This is a genomic window from Bifidobacterium asteroides (assembly GCF_048001765.1).
Classification (GTDB): domain Bacteria; phylum Actinomycetota; class Actinomycetes; order Actinomycetales; family Bifidobacteriaceae; genus Bombiscardovia; species Bombiscardovia asteroides_K.
Genome location: NZ_CP181447.1, coordinates 1,820,110 through 1,836,687 on the forward strand (window position 1 = coordinate 1,820,110; position 16,578 = coordinate 1,836,687).

A 16,578-nucleotide genomic window follows, 5' to 3' on the forward strand; every position below is an offset into this window, starting at 1 on the left:
CATGAGTCAACGAGCCGTGCTGCGACGACGTTCCACTGCTTCTGCCAGCTCCTCCAGCAGATCCTGAGTATCGGGCCAGGAGATGCAGCGGTCGGTGATCGAGCACCCGTAGACCAGTTGGTCCAGCGGGGCCGGCTTCTGATTGCCGCCACGTATGAAACTCTCCATCATCAGCCCGGTAAAGCCCTCCTCGCCGTCGCCTATCCGCTGGGCCAACTCATGGATAACCTGGATCTGACGCCGCTCATCCTTGCCGGAATTGCCGTGGGAGGCATCGATGAGCAGTCCGTGGGCAGCCGCGCTGTCCTTGGGCATGCGCTGGCGAAGCACGGCGAGAGCCGCCCGCACCGAATCCTGATCGTAGTTGGGGCCGGACTTGGAACCGCGAAGGACCAGATGACAGTCGGGATTGCCCATGGTCGCCACCGCTGCGGCCTGACCCTCGTGGTCTATACCGAAGAAGGTGTGGCGCTGAGAGGCCGCATAACAGGAGTCGATGGCCACATCCACGCTGCCGTCCGTGGCGTTCTTGAAACCGATGGGCATGGACATGCCGCTGGCCAGCTGCCGATGGACCTGGCTCTCCGTGTTCCGAGCACCGATGGCCCCCCAGCTGACCGCATCAGAAATGTACTGGGGTGATGTAGGCTCAAGGAATTCAGTGGCCGCCGGAAGTCCGGCCTCCAGCACACCAAGCAGAATGCGCCGTGCCAGAACCAGTCCCTTCTGGATGTTGTGGCTACCATCCAGGTCGGGGTCGTTGATCAGCCCCTTCCAGCCGACCGTGGTCCGGGGCTTCTCGAAGTAGACCCGCATGACAATCAGCAGCCGATCCTTCAACCGATCATTGACGGCCGAGAGACGACGGGCATAGTCCAGCGCAGCATCGGGGTCGTGGATGGAACAGGGGCCCACAATGACCAGCAACCGGTCGTCCCGCCCATGCAGGCAGTCCACAATCTCCTGCCGGGAGCGGATGACCAGGTCCTTGGCCGGTCCATCCAAGGGGTATCGGGTCAGCATCTGCGCGGGCGAAGGCAGGCGGTCAAGCTCAAAGACCCGCCTGTTGACGATCCGGCCTATGCCTACCTCGTCCTCCCACCTGGGCACGTTCCCGGTCTGCAGGGGGTTGACGCCGGCCGCCAGCGCCTTGTGCACCAGTTCAACCTCGTAGGCCTTGCTGGGTCGGGGCAGAGGCTCCTGTGGCTCATCCTTCATCCCACTCATGCCTTCATCCTTTCCCGACGGGCTTGCACGGCATCGGCCAGAATCTGCAGCAGTTCCTCGGTCCTGTCCCAGGCGATACAGGAATCGGTGACGGACCGGCCGAAGACCAGCTGATCCAGTGGGGCCGGCTTCTGGTGACCGCCCTCAAGAAAACTCTCCATCATGATCCCCGACAAGCCCTGCTCGCCCTTGGCGAGACGGTCTGCCAGCTCCTCGACCACCTGGGCCTCGCGTACGGGGTCCTTGCCGCAGTTGCCATGGGCTGCATCCACAATCAGACCCCGGCAGGCACCAGGACCCAGCGGTGCCTGACGCATAACCTCCAGGGCGGCCCGGACGGATTCCGCATCGTAATTGGGACCATGACCGGAACCGCGCAAAATAATGTGACAGTCGGGATTGCCCCTGGTCTCCGCAGCGATGACATGACCGTCCAGGTTGATAGACAGGAAATGATGCTCGGATGCCGCAGCCAGGCAGGAATCGACCGCAGCCTCTACACTGCCCTCGGTCGAGTTCTTGAAGCCCATGGGCATGGACATGCCACTGGCCAGCTCCCTGTGGACCTGGCTCTCCGTGTTCCGAGCACCGATGGCCCCCCAGCTGACTGCATCAGAAAGATACTGCGGGGTGATGGGATCCAGCCATTCCGTGGCCGCCGGAATCCCCTGACCCAGGACCTCCCAGAGCACCTGACGGGCCAGGCGAATTCCCTTGCGAATGTTGAATGTTCCATCCAAGTCGGGGTCGTTGATCAGCCCCTTCCAGCCGACCGTGGTCCGGGGCTTCTCGAAGTAGACCCGCATGACAATCAGCAGCCGATCCTTCAACCGCTCATTGACGGCCGACAGACGACGGGCGTACTCCAGAGCAGCCTCAGGGTCGTGAACTGAACAGGGGCCGGTGATGACCAGCAGCCGGTCATCCCTGCCATGCAGAACATCGCGAATGGCCTGGCGGGAGTCCCGGACCAGCTCCATACGCTTCGAATCCAGGGGCCTCGAGCGCAGAAAGACCCTAGGTGCCGGGATGGGATCCAGCTGACGAATGTTGACATCCACTGTTTCGGGAAAGACGGCCGTATCGGCAAAATACTGCCGCTCCTCTTCCGGGATGATATCCGGTTCCTTGACGAATGCCACGGTCGCTCTCCTCTCTGTCGCGCTACGACGATCATGCCCGAATTGCTTATGACCGCCCACATCCGGGTCAATGTGGACGGTCCGTTCCCGCGACCCTGATAGACCACGGGAACGGACAGTGAGATAGGTAAATATGGCTAAATGGTGCTGTTGCTCAGGCCAAGGCACCCATGGGGTCCCAGGCGGGCAGCATGATGGCCTCCAGGTCGAAGGCCTTGCGATACTCCTCGGACAACATGGACTTTGGTACGGCCACCTCATAGACATACTGGCTGAACCAGTCGTCGCTCATGGTGAAATAGCCCTTGTTGGCGATGTCCCCGCCCCAGGAGTTCTCCACCCGCCAGCGATTGGTGGTCCGACCGTCATCGGCCACGTCCACGCCCACGAATGCCATGGCATGGTTCTGGGCCGAGTCGCCGAAGCGCACCCGTTGCTCCTTGTCCATGTCGAAGTCAACACCGTAGACCCGGCCATACTCGAACAGGTCGGTGGCCCACTGACCGGCCTTGCGGTCCATCATGGGGTGGCAGTCAGCGCCGAACCAGACCGGCAGACCCTGCTCGCTCATCAGACGACGTGCACAGTCCTTCATAACCTCCACCGGGACGTTCAGGTACTCGGTGGGGTCGCCGCCGGCCACGTTGCCCAGATGCTCGATGCCAATCTTGCGACCCTTGGGGTGCTCGGGGCGCGGATCGTCGACCAGGCAGACATAGTCCTCAAGCCCGGCATTCACGTAGCGCTTCCAGAACTCCTGCGGGGTGATCCGCCCATCCCGGTGGAAGACGCCATCCTTGTCGGTCCACTCCCAGTCGAAGCTGGTGGGCGGTGTGCCCAGATGAATAGTGAGGATACGGTGACCGGCCTCCAGGGTCTGGTCGATAATCTCGTCGATGCCGTTCGGATTGGCCACCATGTGAGCAGTGGCCTGATGGAGCAGACGACGCAGCTGATCGTTCATCTGGCTGGTGTTCTGGGAGGAGGCGGTCTCGGGATAGTACTGCTTGGGCACTGCGCCGTACTTCTTATAGATGTTCATGGCCATGATCCACTGGCCGCCATCGCCCATGACATCGCCCATCAGGAAGCGCATGAGCTGGGAGTCGACGGGCTCGCCTGCACGCACCAGAGCCGCCACGTCGCGCAGGAAGTAGTTGACGCGCTCAAGCTTGTCATAGTACATGGCGTAGTTCTGGGACAGCTCGAAGTCGCCCATGGGGTTGGCGGTGCTTTCGCCGTCAATGTTCAGAGCCTTGCGGGCAACGAATCGAGCTACATTCAGCGAGCTGAAGAGCCAGCAGCGGCCGGAGTGCGCCTGCGAGGTGACCGTACCATTGTCGATGCTGACCGAAAATCGGTGCTGGAGCAGACGGGAACGATTATAGTTGTGGGCCACTTCGTCAATGCCTACCTGAGTGACGGCGTTCATGGCGACGTGGTTGGCCTCGCGCTCATCGAAGGCGGTGCGCAGGCCCTCCAAACGGGTCTGATCCAGTGGTGTCAGTGCTGATGTCATACGGTCTACCCTTGTTTCCTTTCATGCGGATGTATCTGCATCCCTGCATCCAGCATAGCGGGAATCAGTCATCGAGGGTTCGCCTGGAGGAGGATGTGGACAACTGTATCTATCAAGCCAGGGAGAAGCGCTGGGCTGCATTGACCACTGCCAGGACCACCAGGACGGCCAACCCAAGAGAGATCCAACCCTTATAGGTTCCGTGGCGTGAGCGGTTGGCGCGCAGGTAGTCTGCCAGTTGTCCCCGAATCACCCAGAGGACGGCCAGTCCCCCAACCAGGCCCAGAATGGTCATTCCTTGGTTGATCATCGTGCCGGTGCGGGCCGGCACCGTCTGGGTCAGCCACATCATGGCGTCAGCCAGGACCAGGTTGTTGAAAATATGCAGAGCCATGGACCAGAGGATGGAGTATTCCATGGCGATGAAGCCCAGGACCAGACCCAGCAGGAAGGTGAACAGACTCTGGGTGATGTCCCCGTGCAGGCAGGCGAAGATAAAGGAGGAGGTGACGATGGCGAAGGTCCGTCCGAAGGGTCTGAGCCTGCCCATGACCACGCCACGCAGCAGGAACTCCTCGACGACGGGGACCAGGATGGCCGTGTCCAGGGGCGACAGGAAACCGTGCTGGCCCGCAGCGATCTGGGAGGTGGTGGAATGGTAGACCAGCCCCAGGGCCTGGGATCCCTGGTTGACCACCCAGGTGAAGCCCGTCTCGATGCTGCTGGCCAGCATAATCAGCAGGATGGCCCCGATCAGCACGGCCGGACCGGGATCGGTCTGCGCCTTGTAGCGCACCGGGTTAGAGCCACGGCCGAGCAGGTCCTGGCCGCGGGTACCGAAGAGAAAGACCAGCATAACCAGATCGCCTAGCAGATCAGCCAGACCTGGCTGACGAGCAATGCCCAGGGCTGCGGCCACCGAGGGTAGATTCAGAACTCCCGCAATCAGATTGGCTACCACCAGGTACACCAGAGCATAAAGAGATTGCAGATCCACCCCACGACGCACCTGAGCGCTCCATGAGCGTACAGGTCCTTCGGATGCGCTCGACCCTCCCTGTCTGCCCGCATCCGTCTCAATCGAATATGTGGCAGACACATGTGATGATGCATGCTGTGAATGCTGCATGATGCTCTCCCAACCCTGTGACCTCTGGCCTGCACCCTTTCACCACCGACTCTAGGCCACGGCAGCGGTTCGGATCGAGATTGACGCCCATGCCGGTTCGGCATGGGGTCACGCAATTTCCAGGAAGGAGGGGAAAAAGAAAGGCCGGCTTGCAGATCATGCCTGCAAGCCGGCCTTGGCGAATATGGACGTTCGCTGATCAGTCCCGATCGGTCGGGGTCACGTCATCGTTGATGGGTGGAATGACCGTAGTCTCCTGGTCAGTGACCGCCTTCTCCACCTGTCCATCCTTGGCCTGGTCTGGCGTATCATCGGCCTGGACGGATGCATCGGGCAGGACGCTCGGCGCCGGGGAGGGCAGGACCTGGGTCGGCATATTGGCCGAGGACCGGACAGCCACAGCTGCGCTGGCTTCATCTTTGGCATCCTTGACGGAATCAGCTGCCGCATCATCAGCCGCCAGGTCATCGGCCGGTTGGCTCTCCGCGACCGAATCGACCGAAGTCTGAGTGGCTTCTTCCTGATTCTCGGTGACGGGCTGACCGATACCATCATCCTCGCTTTCGGCCTTCGAAGCAGGCACAGGTAGCGGATCCGCGGCAGGTACAGCGTTGACTACGGGAACACTGGGAGCCTGGCCATCGTCCTGGTCATTGACCACAGCCTCATCGTGGAAGCCATCAAAGTTGCCGAAGGACTTGGAGAAGATGTTCCGCAGCTCGTCGACCCGGGAGGTGATAGTGGCTTCCCGATGCTGCAGCTTGGTGATGTGATCCTTGAGCCCGTCCAGCTCAGCCTGGGCGGCCTTGCGATAGGCCTCGACCTCGGCCTGGGCGCGCTGCTTGGCCTCCTCCAGCAGCTGGCTGGCCTTGCGCTCGGACTCTTCACGCTTGAAGGCGGCGAACGAATCGGCATCCTTGCGGGTGGCCTTGGCCTGTTCTATCAGCTCCTGGGTCTCCTTCTCGGTCTTGACCCGCCGTTCCTCCAGGCTCTTGAGCAGCTCGCCCACCTTCTTGGTGGCATCCTCCTGCTGGGCTGCGATGTCGGAGCGGACCTGCTCGGCCTCGGCGTTGACCTTGGCCATGGTCTCGGCACTGGTGACCTTGGACTCGTCCACGATCTGCTGGGCCTCGGACTTGGCCTTGTCGGTGATCTCCGAAGCCTGCCTGCGGGCATCGTTCAGGCTCTTGGAGACCTGCTCGCGTACGTCGGCCAGCTTCTTGTTGGCCTCGGCCAGGGCCTTCTGAATCTGATCGTTGGCATCCTTCTTGAGCTTGGCGATCTCCTCGTCACTCTTGCGCCGCTTGTCGGCGATCTCCTTGGCAGCCTTGGCCTTCTGCTCGGACAGCTCCTTGTCCTGGGTGGCCTTGCTGGTGGCCAGCCGCTTCTCGTGCTCCTCGCGGGAGTTCTGCAGCTCCAGATCCAGGGCCTGGCGACGTTCGGCCACCACCTTGTCGGCTGCGGACTTGCTCTGCTCGCTCTGCTGCTTGGCAGTGGTGGTGACGGTCCTGGCTTCGTCGTTGGCGGCCTCGACGATGGACTTGGCCTTGGCGTTGGCCTCGTCCACGATGTGCTTGGCTTCAAGCTGGGCCTCGTTGACCAGGGTCGTCGCCTTCTCCTGGGCGGAGGTCTTGGTGGATGCCGCATCCTGCTTGGCACGGTTGAGCAGCTCGGTGCTGGTCTGCTCGGCCGAGGCCAGCAGCTGCTGGGCGTTGGCTCCAAGGGAGGCGAAGGAGTTGCGCGGCTGTTCGACCTTGCGTGACTTGGCCTCCTGGAGTTCCGCCTCCAGCTTCAGAATGCGATCATCGTCAGCCTTGATCTGCTGACGCAACCGGGCCAGATTGCTCCGTGAGGCCGCCAGGGCCTGGTCGACCCGCTCCTTGTCATAGCCTCGCAGGACAACGGGAAACTGATCTTCGGCCATGGAAACACTCCTCTTCGCCACCAGGACATGCCGGCCCGTGACAAGGATGTCTTCGGTCCGGTGGATTTACCTCGACTCTACCCCATGGCAGGCCAAAATTCGCCGTCTGACCTGCCGCCGACACATTGGCCTTACATAAGGGTCTCAGGCAATAAGAATAGGACTGGAGGAGGGCCTGCGATAGTAGCGAATGGTCTCATTGACCACCTCGCGCACAGCCTGTATCTGCTGATCCAGGGGCAGACCGCACTCCTGACCGCCGCTTTCATTGACCAGGGGAAGGCTGACGAACCCGGCCAGGACATCCTTGTGTCCTGCAGCCCATGCCAGCAGGTTGTAGAAGAGCGCGTTGCAGACATAGGTACCCGCGTCCGAGCTCAGCGTGGCGGGAATGCCACAGGTGCCGAAGTCGTGCAGGATGGCCCTCAGCGGCAGTCGGGTCCAGTAGGCGGCCGGGCCCCGGGGGTCGATGGGCTGGCGGCTGTTCTCGCGGCCGGCATCCGAGGGCTCCTGCTCCCCTGAGTTGTCACGGTCGTCTGCGTCGTCCTCCTTGAGGTTGACGGCGCAACGCTCCATGGCGATGCCGCGAGCCCGACGCTTGAGACCTGTGGCGATGATGATATCGGGGTGCACCCGCTCTATGGCCTCATGCAGTATAGGCCAGGCCTTGGCGAAGCTGACAGGCATGGTGACGGAGGAAATAGCCAGGTCCACGCCCTCCAAGGGATCCTCCTCGGTGGGGCCGACTGGCCGCATGCCCTCCATGCCATGCTCGGCCAGAGCCTGTGAGACCTCATAGGAAGGGTTGACGTCAACACCCTGGTAATGGTCGTATCCGGCGACGATGACCTTGATCTGCTCCATGTGCCCCATGGTACACAGGACTTCACCCGGCTAGGGAGCGCGCTATCCATTCAGCCATGGGCACGTCCGAGGGCAGAGTGATCTTCATGTTGGTCACGCTGCCGGCCACGATGGCCACCGGCTCCTCAGGCAGGTAGTCCACCACGACCCGGGTGTCATCAGTGGGATGGAAATCGGGGTCCGCGGCAGCCAGGTCGTAGGCCTTGCGGAGCGTGCTGAACCGGAAGGCCTGCGGGGTCTGGGCCCGGAACATGTTGTCACGGTCGGGTACCTGGCGCACCACCTTGCGTTCGCCCAGGTCGCCGCCCATCAGCATGGTGTCGGTCGAGGCCACGGCCACGGTTGCGGCCTTGAAGGTATCCAAGGCATCGATGCAGCCATCGATGGACTCCTGGCTGACGAAGGGCCGCACCGCATCGTGGATGAGCAGCTTGGCATCCTGGGGGATTTCCGCATCAGCCAAGGTCTGCAGGGCCGCTTCGGTGCTGTCCTCACGCTCGATGCCGCCCTGGATGACCGTGCGGACCTTGTCATAGGTGTCATCGCTCACAATGGCTTCGACAGCCTCCCGCACCCGATCGTTGACCACAACCAGGATGTCGGTGACCCGGGCATTGGACTGGAAGGCGTCAATGGACCAGGTGATGATGGGTTTGCCGCCCACCTGCACCAGCTGCTTGGGGTTGCTCTCGTCAAATCGAACGCCCAGCCCGGCCGCCAGAATAACCGCCACAACTGGCTGAATCTGCTCCTCCGAGTCCGCGTTATCCTGACTGACATCGGACGGGGCTGCTGATGCTCTGCTCTCACTCATAGACTCAACGGTACTCATACGAGAACAGAGAAAGGTGCAGACCCGGCGCTATCTGCACCGAACATCTGCACCCGAGGCCTGCTCCGGCTGCTGGGAACAGGATTAATCAACCTACAGTGTCAGTCGTCGGCCAGAATAAGGGCCAGCATGCGCCCCTCCCCCGACTTGCTGGCCAGTGAGGCCCGGCGGTGGGAGTACCAGAGCGGATTTTCCAGCGTACATAACGGTCGGCGCAGATCTTCAAGACGCTTGGACAGGGAGGGACCCTCACCGTCCTGGCTGCACAGCTCTTCCAGGTCCGGGTCCTTACGCAGGTAACTGGTTGCGGCACCGACCCTGTGGGCGGAGTCTACAATATTGGTCACTCCTGCCGCCTTCAGTTCCATCCTGGCTGCGGCGGCGATGTCGATGGCGATTCCGCCGAATCGGCATGGTCCGGATGCGCCTGGGAAACGCTTCTCGAAGCCATCGGCCAGTTCCGAGCCCACCTGATAGCAATCCGCACAGATCCGAGGCCCCAAGGTTGCCACAATCCTGGACGGGTCGGCGCCCTTGTCGACCATGGCCTGGACTGTTGCCGGAATGACTCCGGCAACCAGACCACGACGGCCGCAGTGGGCCGCCCCCATCACGCCGACCTGAGGGTCGGCCAAAAGCACAGGAAGGCAGTCGGCGGCAAAGATGCCCAGGGCCAGGTCACGACGGGTGGTCACCTGAGCATCGGCCTCGCAGCGTCCCTGGGGTTGCCCCTGGTCGGCATCCCAGACCCGGGCTGAGTGAACCTGGTCCACCAGAACTATGGGACGGTCCAGCTGGCGGCCCAAGGCCTGACGGTTGGAAGCCACCGCCTGCGGGTCGTCACCGCCCTTGCCGCCTAGATTCAGCTGGGCATAATCGCCTGATGAAACCCCGCCCAGCCTTGTGGTATAGACCACCTTGATCCCTGGCGCCAGGGCTATGGGAATGGTGACTGGGATGGGACGGCCCTGATCGTCCAGCGAGGACAGGGGGCTGCTGTCCAGCAGGGTTCGTTCCTGATCCCAGGCTTCGCCCTGAAGGCTCCGGGCGTCCTGCTCGCTTGGTTGGGGCTTGCGGCTCATGCAGTCGCCGCCCGGTTCAGACGCTCCATCTCCTCCTCGCTCAGCTCCATATCGGCCGCCTGCAGGGAGTCCAGAATGGTGGCCGCCCTGTGAGCCCCGGGGACCACAAAGACGTTGCTGTTCTGGGACAGCTCCCAGGCCAGGACCACACGCTGGTAGGAGACGCCGTGCTCCTGGGCCACCTGCCGGAAGGCATCATAACGGGTTTCGTCCTTGGGTGCTCGGAAGCCTCCCAGGGGACTCCAGCAGACAAAGGCCAGGCCCAGTTCGGCAGCATGGTCCAACTCCTGGCGGGAGCTGGTGAAGGTGGGCGAGAACTGGTTCTGCACTGCTACGAGGTCGTCGCCCAGAATCTGGCGAGCCAGGTCCATCCGCTCGATGTCTACGTTGGAGACGCCCAGGGTCCGGGCCACACCTTGCTTGGCCAGCTCAGCCATGGCCTCCAGGGACTCCTGGTAGGGCACCTCCGGGTCAGGCCGATGCATATAGAGCAGATCGATGGTGTCCACACCCAGGGCCTGGGCAGACTCCTTGGCGTGCCGGATCAGGCTCTCCGGCCGACCGTCCACAGCCCAGGTGGGCCGCCCGTCGGTAAAGTTGCGGTAGTGTCCCACCTTGGTGGCCACCAGCACATCCTGACGGGGTCCCTGCCAGGAGTCCAAAGCCTGGCGAACCAGTCGCTCGTTGGTCTGTTCGGGACCGCCCGATTCGTAGTATGACCAGGCGGTATCCAGATGCCGGCAGCCGGCATCCAGGGCCTGGTGGATGACGTCGATGGCCGTTGCCTGGTCCGGCTTGCCTTCAATGGACAATCCCATGCAACCCAGTCCGACCGCTGTCGCAGTAAAGGGCCCCAAGGCCCGCATCGACGATGTCATGCATATACTCCCGTCTTGTAGATTGAGGCCGGCTCCGATGCCGCCGGCCTCCCATTGAGCTTAACCTGCAGTCCAGTCTCAGCGGCCGCCGAAGGAACCGCCGCCAGAACCGCCACCGGAGCCACCGAAGGAATCACCGCCACTGCCAAACCCACCAATACCACTGCCAGAGCCATTGCCGCTGGCTTGGCCGATCAGCCCGCCGATCTGTTCGAGTCCCTGGGTCAATTGAGTACCCAGATCAATCACGCCGCCTTGGCCGAGTATCGAATTGGCAGTCAATACTTCCGGGCCACTCAGGGAAGAAGCCACTGGAACATTCTGGCTATAGGGCAGGAAGGTCCAGTAGAGCAGACTGCCGCGAGCGTTGTCATTCAGCCAGTCATAGTCGGTCAGTTCAGGGCTGGACTGGGCCAGCTGACGGACGACCCGGTCACTTATGCCGAAGGCCGCAGCGTAGACCAGGTAACGGTCCCAGAGCACCAGATCCTCCACGCCCCGGTGGCTAAAATCGCTGAAGTCCAGCAGGTAGCGTCGGAGCCCTGAGACCTGGCCGGCCATGAGTTGTCCATTCCGGCTGAGCACTTGCGAACTACCATAGCGCATGGAGAATGCTGCCACAGCCACCAGAAGCACGGCCAAGGGCGCACGTACCAGCACGGTGCCCGGCAGGAATCCAGCCAGCAGGATGAAAGCGGCCAGGAGAACGGACAGGACGGCCAAGACCCCCAGACCATGGCGGTAGGCGCGCAGGTCGGCATTGTTGGTCTCATACTTGACGGCCTTGTCGAAAGCCTCCAGGTAGACCTTGCCATGATTTGCTTCGGTGCTGGCGAAGAGCGCAATCATCTCATATAGGTCGAAGCGTTTATCCTCGGAGCCCATCATGGCGCAGGCACCTTCCAGCATGGTCAGGCAGGCTTCCTCGCTGAAGGACAGGGCCAGGGAGGCTCGATCCTGACTGCAGACCGGATTGATGACCACTTCCATGGACTGCAGTTTGCCTTTGTGGAACAGCGAATGCATCACCTTGGTCACGGCACTTCCGCCTGGATTCGCCCGGTCCTCATACCTGACCGGAATCAGAGCGATGGCCCGCTTGGAGGCCAGGGAGAGAATGGTGGCCGACAATTGCCTGCCAATAGAGGATTCTCGGCTCAGCATCAGATCGTTGATAACGGCGGCCACGGCCGGTGACAGATCAGGAGGCTGACGATAGTAGATAATATCGCCTCGGTACTGGGAGTCCCCATAGGTGCGGAAGGCCTGCCAAAGCATGACCGCAATCAGCGCGATAGCAGCCACGAGTGCCAAGACGCCCGCCAAGAGTCCGATCCGCGCCCGTCTGGTCTGCTCGGCCTGCCAGCGCTCATACTGCTGACGCTCCTGCTGGACGATGCGGTCAAGTGCCGGTTCAGAGTCGGTCCTGACCACCGAAGAAGTCCTCCCCGCATCGAAGAGCACCACCAAATCCAGATGCTGGCCAGGCTCGATGTGGTCTGCGGAGAATTGGATACGGTTGTCATCCTCTACCTGGTAGGAGCCCCTGCCAGCGAAGTGCAGCCAGGCCTTGGCATCCTTGTCCTTCTTTGTTCCTATCTGCTTGGGCAGCTTGACATCGGCACTCATATGCTCAACAGGAATCTGGTTGGTGTCACCCACGGGCTCCCATTGGAATTCGGCCACATCGGGATGGGCAGTGGTGACCCCATGGAAGGTCATGTCGATGCGGAAGCGCCGTCCCGAATCCTTGGCAGTCTGCGGAATGTTCCATCCCAGCTCCACCTGGCACTGGTTTCCTTGGTCGCCGCAGGCGGAACCCTGACCCGCATCGCCCGGATTGTAGGATTCCAGCCCCGAATCCGAGACCGTGCCCATATACCAGGTGCCAGCCATGGTCTTGTCCCAATCGGGAACTTGATTGAGGTTATCAGGATCCTTCGGCGGGTCGGTCTGCCTATATGTGGAGCCATTAGTCAGATCAGTCACGCTTACGTCGCTTATACCGGTCAGCCGATCAGGCTTGATCTGATAGCGCTGGTAGAGCTCCCGCCAAGGACGTTCGTCGCCGTTGTCATCCTCGCGGGAATTCATGGTGACGGTCAGGTTCTGACTGATATGCAAATCGCCATTATCCATGACCTGAACATCGTAATCGACTGAATCGTATACCAGGTCGGGCCGATTCCTATTGAAGACCAGCAGGGCAGCAACCAAGCACGTCACCAAGCCTGCCACCAGAGCCAGGACCAGGGCTCGGAAGAAACGGGAGGTACTCCAGGAGGGATGGCCAGAGGAGGGATGTTTCGAGCCCGCCTTCCCGGAGGAGGCCGCTGGGGCGTTCACTGTCCGAAGTCCACAACGGGCGCCTGGCGGCTACCCTCGTCAGCCTGGAAGTACTGGGCCTGACGGAAGTGGAAAAGTGAGGCGATGATGTTGGAGGGGACCGTCTCGATGCGGGTGTTGAACTTCTGGACCACGTCATTATAGAACTGCCTGGCGTAGGCAATCTTGTCCTCCAGGTCCTTGAGCTGACGCTGCAGATCCAGGAAGTTCTGGTTGGCCTTGAGCTCAGGGTAGGCCTCCGCCCGAGCCATCAGGGTGACCAGGGATTGACCCAACCGCTGCTCGGCATCGGCACGGGCCTGCATCTGGTCCCCACCAGCCGTCTGGGCCTGGGCCACATCGGCGCGGGCCTTGGTCACCTCCTCCAGGACGGTGGACTCGTGTGAGGCGTAGCCCTTGACCGTCTGGACCAGGTTGGGCACCAGGTCGGCACGCTGTTTGAGCTGGACGTCAATCTGGGCCCAGCCATTGGCCACGCGGTTGCGCAGATTGACCAAGCCGTTGTAAGCCCCGATGCCCCAGATGACCAGCAGCACGACCAGCAGGACAATGACGATAAGCACGATCAGTGATACGGACATGTTCCCAATTCTCTCACGGAAGGGTCTGCATACAAAACAGGACCCCGCCCATTGGAACGGGGTCCTGTCGGAAGACACCGAATCAATCAGCATCCGGCATCAGTGGGAATCAGTCCTCACTGTCGAAGGGATCGAAGTCCCTGCGCACGCGGCGACGGGGACGCTCGGAGCGCTCCTCCCGGTCGGCCCGATACTCGTCATAGTGCTCGTCGGCGGCATAGCGCGGGTTCTCCCTGCGGCCACGATAGCCGCCACGCCCGGAAGAGCGACGCTCATGACGACCGCCACGATCACCGCGGTCATCACGGTCGGCACGGCCGCTACGACCACGGCGCTCGCCACGGCCACGGCCGCCACGGTCCTCGTCCTCGTCGCGGGAGGCCCGACGACGATCGCGACGGGAGCCACGGTCCTCGTCCTCGAACCAGTCTCCGCCATCCTCATAGTCGCGATCGCGGCTCTGACGACGGTGCCGGGGACGGTCCTCCTGGTCCTCGTCGTCATAGTAGCGGTCATCACGCTCTGAGCGGGAGCGGCGTGGGGCCTCATACCGATCCTCACGCTCTGAGGAACGGCTGCGGCGATCACGACGATCACGGTCGCCACGGCCGCCGCGCTCACGGCGATCTCCGCCACGGTCACGACGGTCTGTGCGACCGCCGCGATCACGGCCTCCTGCGGACTCCTGGTCCTCGAAGCCAGGGATGGCCAGGGAGATCTTGCCACGGTCGTCCACGCCCTGGACGATGACCTCGACGGTGTCGCCCTCCTTGAGGACGTCCTCTACGGAGTCGATGCGCTCGCCGTTGGCCAGGTTGCGGATCTGCGAGATGTGCAGAAGTCCATCGGTGCCAGGGGTCAGGTTGACGAAGGCGCCGAAGCTGGTGATCTTGACCACCTTGCCGTTGAAGGTCTCTCCCGCCTCGGGCACGTGCGGGTTGGCGATCTGGTCGATGACCTCCTTGGCCTTGGCCGCTGCCTCGCCGCCCTCAGAGGCGATGTAGACCGTGCCGTCATCCTCAATGGAGACGTCGGCACCGGTGTCCTCCTGGATCTGGTTGATCATCTTGCCCTTGGGTCCGATAACCTCACCGATCTTGTCGACAGGAACCTGGGTGGTGATGATGCGCGGCGCATAGGGGCTCATCTCAGCAGGCCCATCGATGCACTCATTGATCACGTCCAGGATGGTGGCCCGGGCTTCCTTGGCCTGCTGCAGGGCGGCGGCCAGGATGTCGGCGGGAATGCCGTCCAGCTTGGTGTCCAGCTGCAGGGAGGTGATGAACTCGGAGGTGCCGGCCACCTTGAAGTCCATGTCGCCGAAGGCATCCTCGGCACCCAGAATGTCGGTCAGGGTCTTGTAGGTGGGCCGACCGTCGACCTCGCCTGTGACCAGACCCATGGCGATGCCCGCCACAGGGGCCTTCAGAGGCACGCCGGCAGCCAGCAGGGACAGGGTGGAAGCGCAGACGGAGCCCATGGAGGTGGACCCGTTGGAGCCGATGGCCTCAGAGACCTGACGAATGGCGTAGGGGAACTCCTCGCGGCTGGGCAGAACCGGGATCAGCGCGCGCTCGGCCAGGTTGCCATGGCCCACCTCGCGGCGCTTGGGCGAACCCACGCGGCCGGTCTCGCCGGTCGAATAGGGCGGCATCTCGTAGTTGTGCATGTAGCGCTTGGTGGTGGGGCCGGACAGGGCGTCGATGGTCTGCTCCATCTTCAGCATGTTCAGGGTGGTGATGCCCAGCACCTGGGTCTCACCGCGCTGGAAGAGGGCGGAGCCATGCACGCGGGGGACCACGTCCACCTCGGCGGACAGGGTGCGGATGTCGCGCAGGCCACGGCCGTCAATGCGGTAGTCCTGGGTCAGGATGCGGCGACGGACGATCTGGCGCTGGAGCTCCTTGAAGGCGTTGCCCAGTTCCTTGTCCTTCTCGGCCTCGTCCATGTCGGTGAACTCGTCGGCCAGAGCCTCGCGGACCTTCTCCTTGATCTCGTGGATGCGCTCCTGGCGGGGCAGCTTCTCCGCGATGGACAGGGCCTGGTCCAGGTCGGCGTGTGCCACTTGGTCGATGCGAGCATAGAGCTCGTCGGTGTACTCGGGGAAGAGCTGGAAGTCCTTGGTGGGCTTGGCGGCCTTGGCCTTGAGCTCGCTCTGGGCCTCGCAAAGAACCTTGATGAAGGGCTTGGCAGCCTCGAGACCCTGGGCGACCACCTCTTCGTCGGGCTTGATCTGGCCCTCGTCATAAATCAGGCTCCAGGCGTTCTTGCCGGCGCCTGCCTCGATCATGGCGATGGCGACATCCCCGCCCTCGACCACACGACCGGCCACGACCAGCTCGAAGACGGCGCGCTCGCGCTCGCTCCAGCGGGGGAAGGCCACCCACTGGCCATCAATCAGGGCCAGGCGCAGACCCGAGACCGGACCCTCGAAGGGCAGACCCGCGATCAGGGTGGAGGCGGAGGCCGCGTTCAAGGCCAGCACGTCGTAGGCATCCTCGGGGTTAACAGCCAGGATGGTCTCCACAACCTGGACCTCGTTGCGCAGGGTGTGCGGGAAGAGGGGGCGCAGAGGGCGGTCAATCAACCGGCAGGCCAGGATGGCCTCGTTGGAGGGCCGACCCTCGCGGCGGAAGAAGGAGCCGGGGATCTTGCCCGCGGCGTACATCTTCTCTTCCACATCAACGGTCAGCGGGAAGAAGTCGTAGTTCTCCTTGGGGCTGGATCCGGCGGTGGTGGTGGACAGCACCATGGAATCGTCATCAAGATAGGCGGCTACTGCCCCATCCGCCTGCTGGGCGAGACGACCCGTCTCGAAGCGCACCGTGCGCTTGCCATATGATCCGTTATCGATCGTGGCTTCTACAGCCGTGATTTCGGGACCCTCCATAGGGTTCCTCCTTTTGTTTACTTCTTGTTTACTACCTGATGTCAGGATGCTCGGCATCAATTGACTGCCGGAGATCCTTGTACTTCGGTCTGGTCCTGCCGAACCCCATGTCCGGCTATCTTCATTCCTTGCGGACCAACCTTGCATTTGAGTTCAGCACCATC

At 62.3% G+C, this 16,578-nt stretch carries 12 protein-coding genes; all 12 read right to left on the reverse strand.

Translation table 11 applies throughout. The annotated features are described in order from the left end of the window. Positions 1–6: 6 nt before the first annotated feature. Positions 7–1,227, reverse strand: a complete 1,221-nt coding sequence (locus ACNAOV_RS07545) for a 3-deoxy-7-phosphoheptulonate synthase (protein WP_416517210.1) — start codon at positions 1,225–1,227, stop codon at positions 7–9. After that, positions 1,224–2,345: a 3-deoxy-7-phosphoheptulonate synthase gene (locus ACNAOV_RS07550; protein ID WP_416518182.1), complete on the reverse strand. Its 1,122-nt coding sequence runs from the start codon at positions 2,343–2,345 to the stop codon at positions 1,224–1,226. Before ACNAOV_RS07550 ends, ACNAOV_RS07545 begins: the two co-directional genes overlap by 4 nt. A gap of 178 nt (positions 2,346–2,523) precedes the next feature. Then, positions 2,524–3,888 carry a C1 family peptidase gene (locus ACNAOV_RS07555; protein ID WP_416517211.1) on the reverse strand — a complete coding sequence of 455 codons (1,365 nt, stop codon included), beginning with the start codon at positions 3,886–3,888 and terminating at the stop codon, positions 2,524–2,526. A gap of 112 nt (positions 3,889–4,000) precedes the next feature. Then, a complete protein-coding gene (locus tag ACNAOV_RS07560; RefSeq protein ID WP_416517212.1) occupies positions 4,001–5,017 on the reverse strand; it encodes a CPBP family intramembrane glutamic endopeptidase in 1,017 nt (338 codons plus the stop codon). Between the two features lie 199 nt (positions 5,018–5,216). After that, on the reverse strand, positions 5,217–6,941 hold the full coding sequence (locus ACNAOV_RS07565; RefSeq protein ID WP_416517213.1) for a cell division protein: 1,725 nt from the start codon (positions 6,939–6,941) through the stop codon (positions 5,217–5,219). 144 nt (positions 6,942–7,085) lie between these two features. Further along, entirely contained in the window at positions 7,086–7,805 is a 720-nt protein-coding gene (locus ACNAOV_RS07570; protein WP_416517214.1) for a pyroglutamyl-peptidase I, read from the reverse strand. Between the two features lie 22 nt (positions 7,806–7,827). Continuing rightward, complete coding sequence (locus ACNAOV_RS07575) at positions 7,828–8,619, reverse strand: IspD/TarI family cytidylyltransferase (RefSeq protein WP_416517215.1); 792 nt, start codon at positions 8,617–8,619, stop codon at positions 7,828–7,830. A gap of 119 nt (positions 8,620–8,738) precedes the next feature. Beyond that, positions 8,739–9,719: a polyphenol oxidase family protein gene (locus tag ACNAOV_RS07580; protein ID WP_416517216.1), complete on the reverse strand. Its 981-nt coding sequence runs from the start codon at positions 9,717–9,719 to the stop codon at positions 8,739–8,741. Next, entirely contained in the window at positions 9,716–10,597 is an 882-nt protein-coding gene (locus ACNAOV_RS07585; protein WP_416517217.1) for an aldo/keto reductase, read from the reverse strand. Before ACNAOV_RS07585 ends, ACNAOV_RS07580 begins: the two co-directional genes overlap by 4 nt. 78 nt (positions 10,598–10,675) lie before the next feature. Then, positions 10,676–12,943, reverse strand: coding sequence for a DUF2207 family protein (locus ACNAOV_RS07590; protein WP_416517218.1), 2,268 nt, complete (start codon positions 12,941–12,943; stop codon positions 10,676–10,678). After that, positions 12,940–13,524, reverse strand: coding sequence for a LemA family protein (locus ACNAOV_RS07595; protein ID WP_015022422.1), 585 nt, complete (start codon positions 13,522–13,524; stop codon positions 12,940–12,942). Before ACNAOV_RS07595 ends, ACNAOV_RS07590 begins: the two co-directional genes overlap by 4 nt. Positions 13,525–13,633: 109 nt before the next feature. After that, positions 13,634–16,414 carry a polyribonucleotide nucleotidyltransferase gene (locus tag ACNAOV_RS07600; protein ID WP_416517219.1) on the reverse strand — a complete coding sequence of 927 codons (2,781 nt, stop codon included), beginning with the start codon at positions 16,412–16,414 and terminating at the stop codon, positions 13,634–13,636. Positions 16,415–16,578 lie beyond the last annotated feature (164 nt).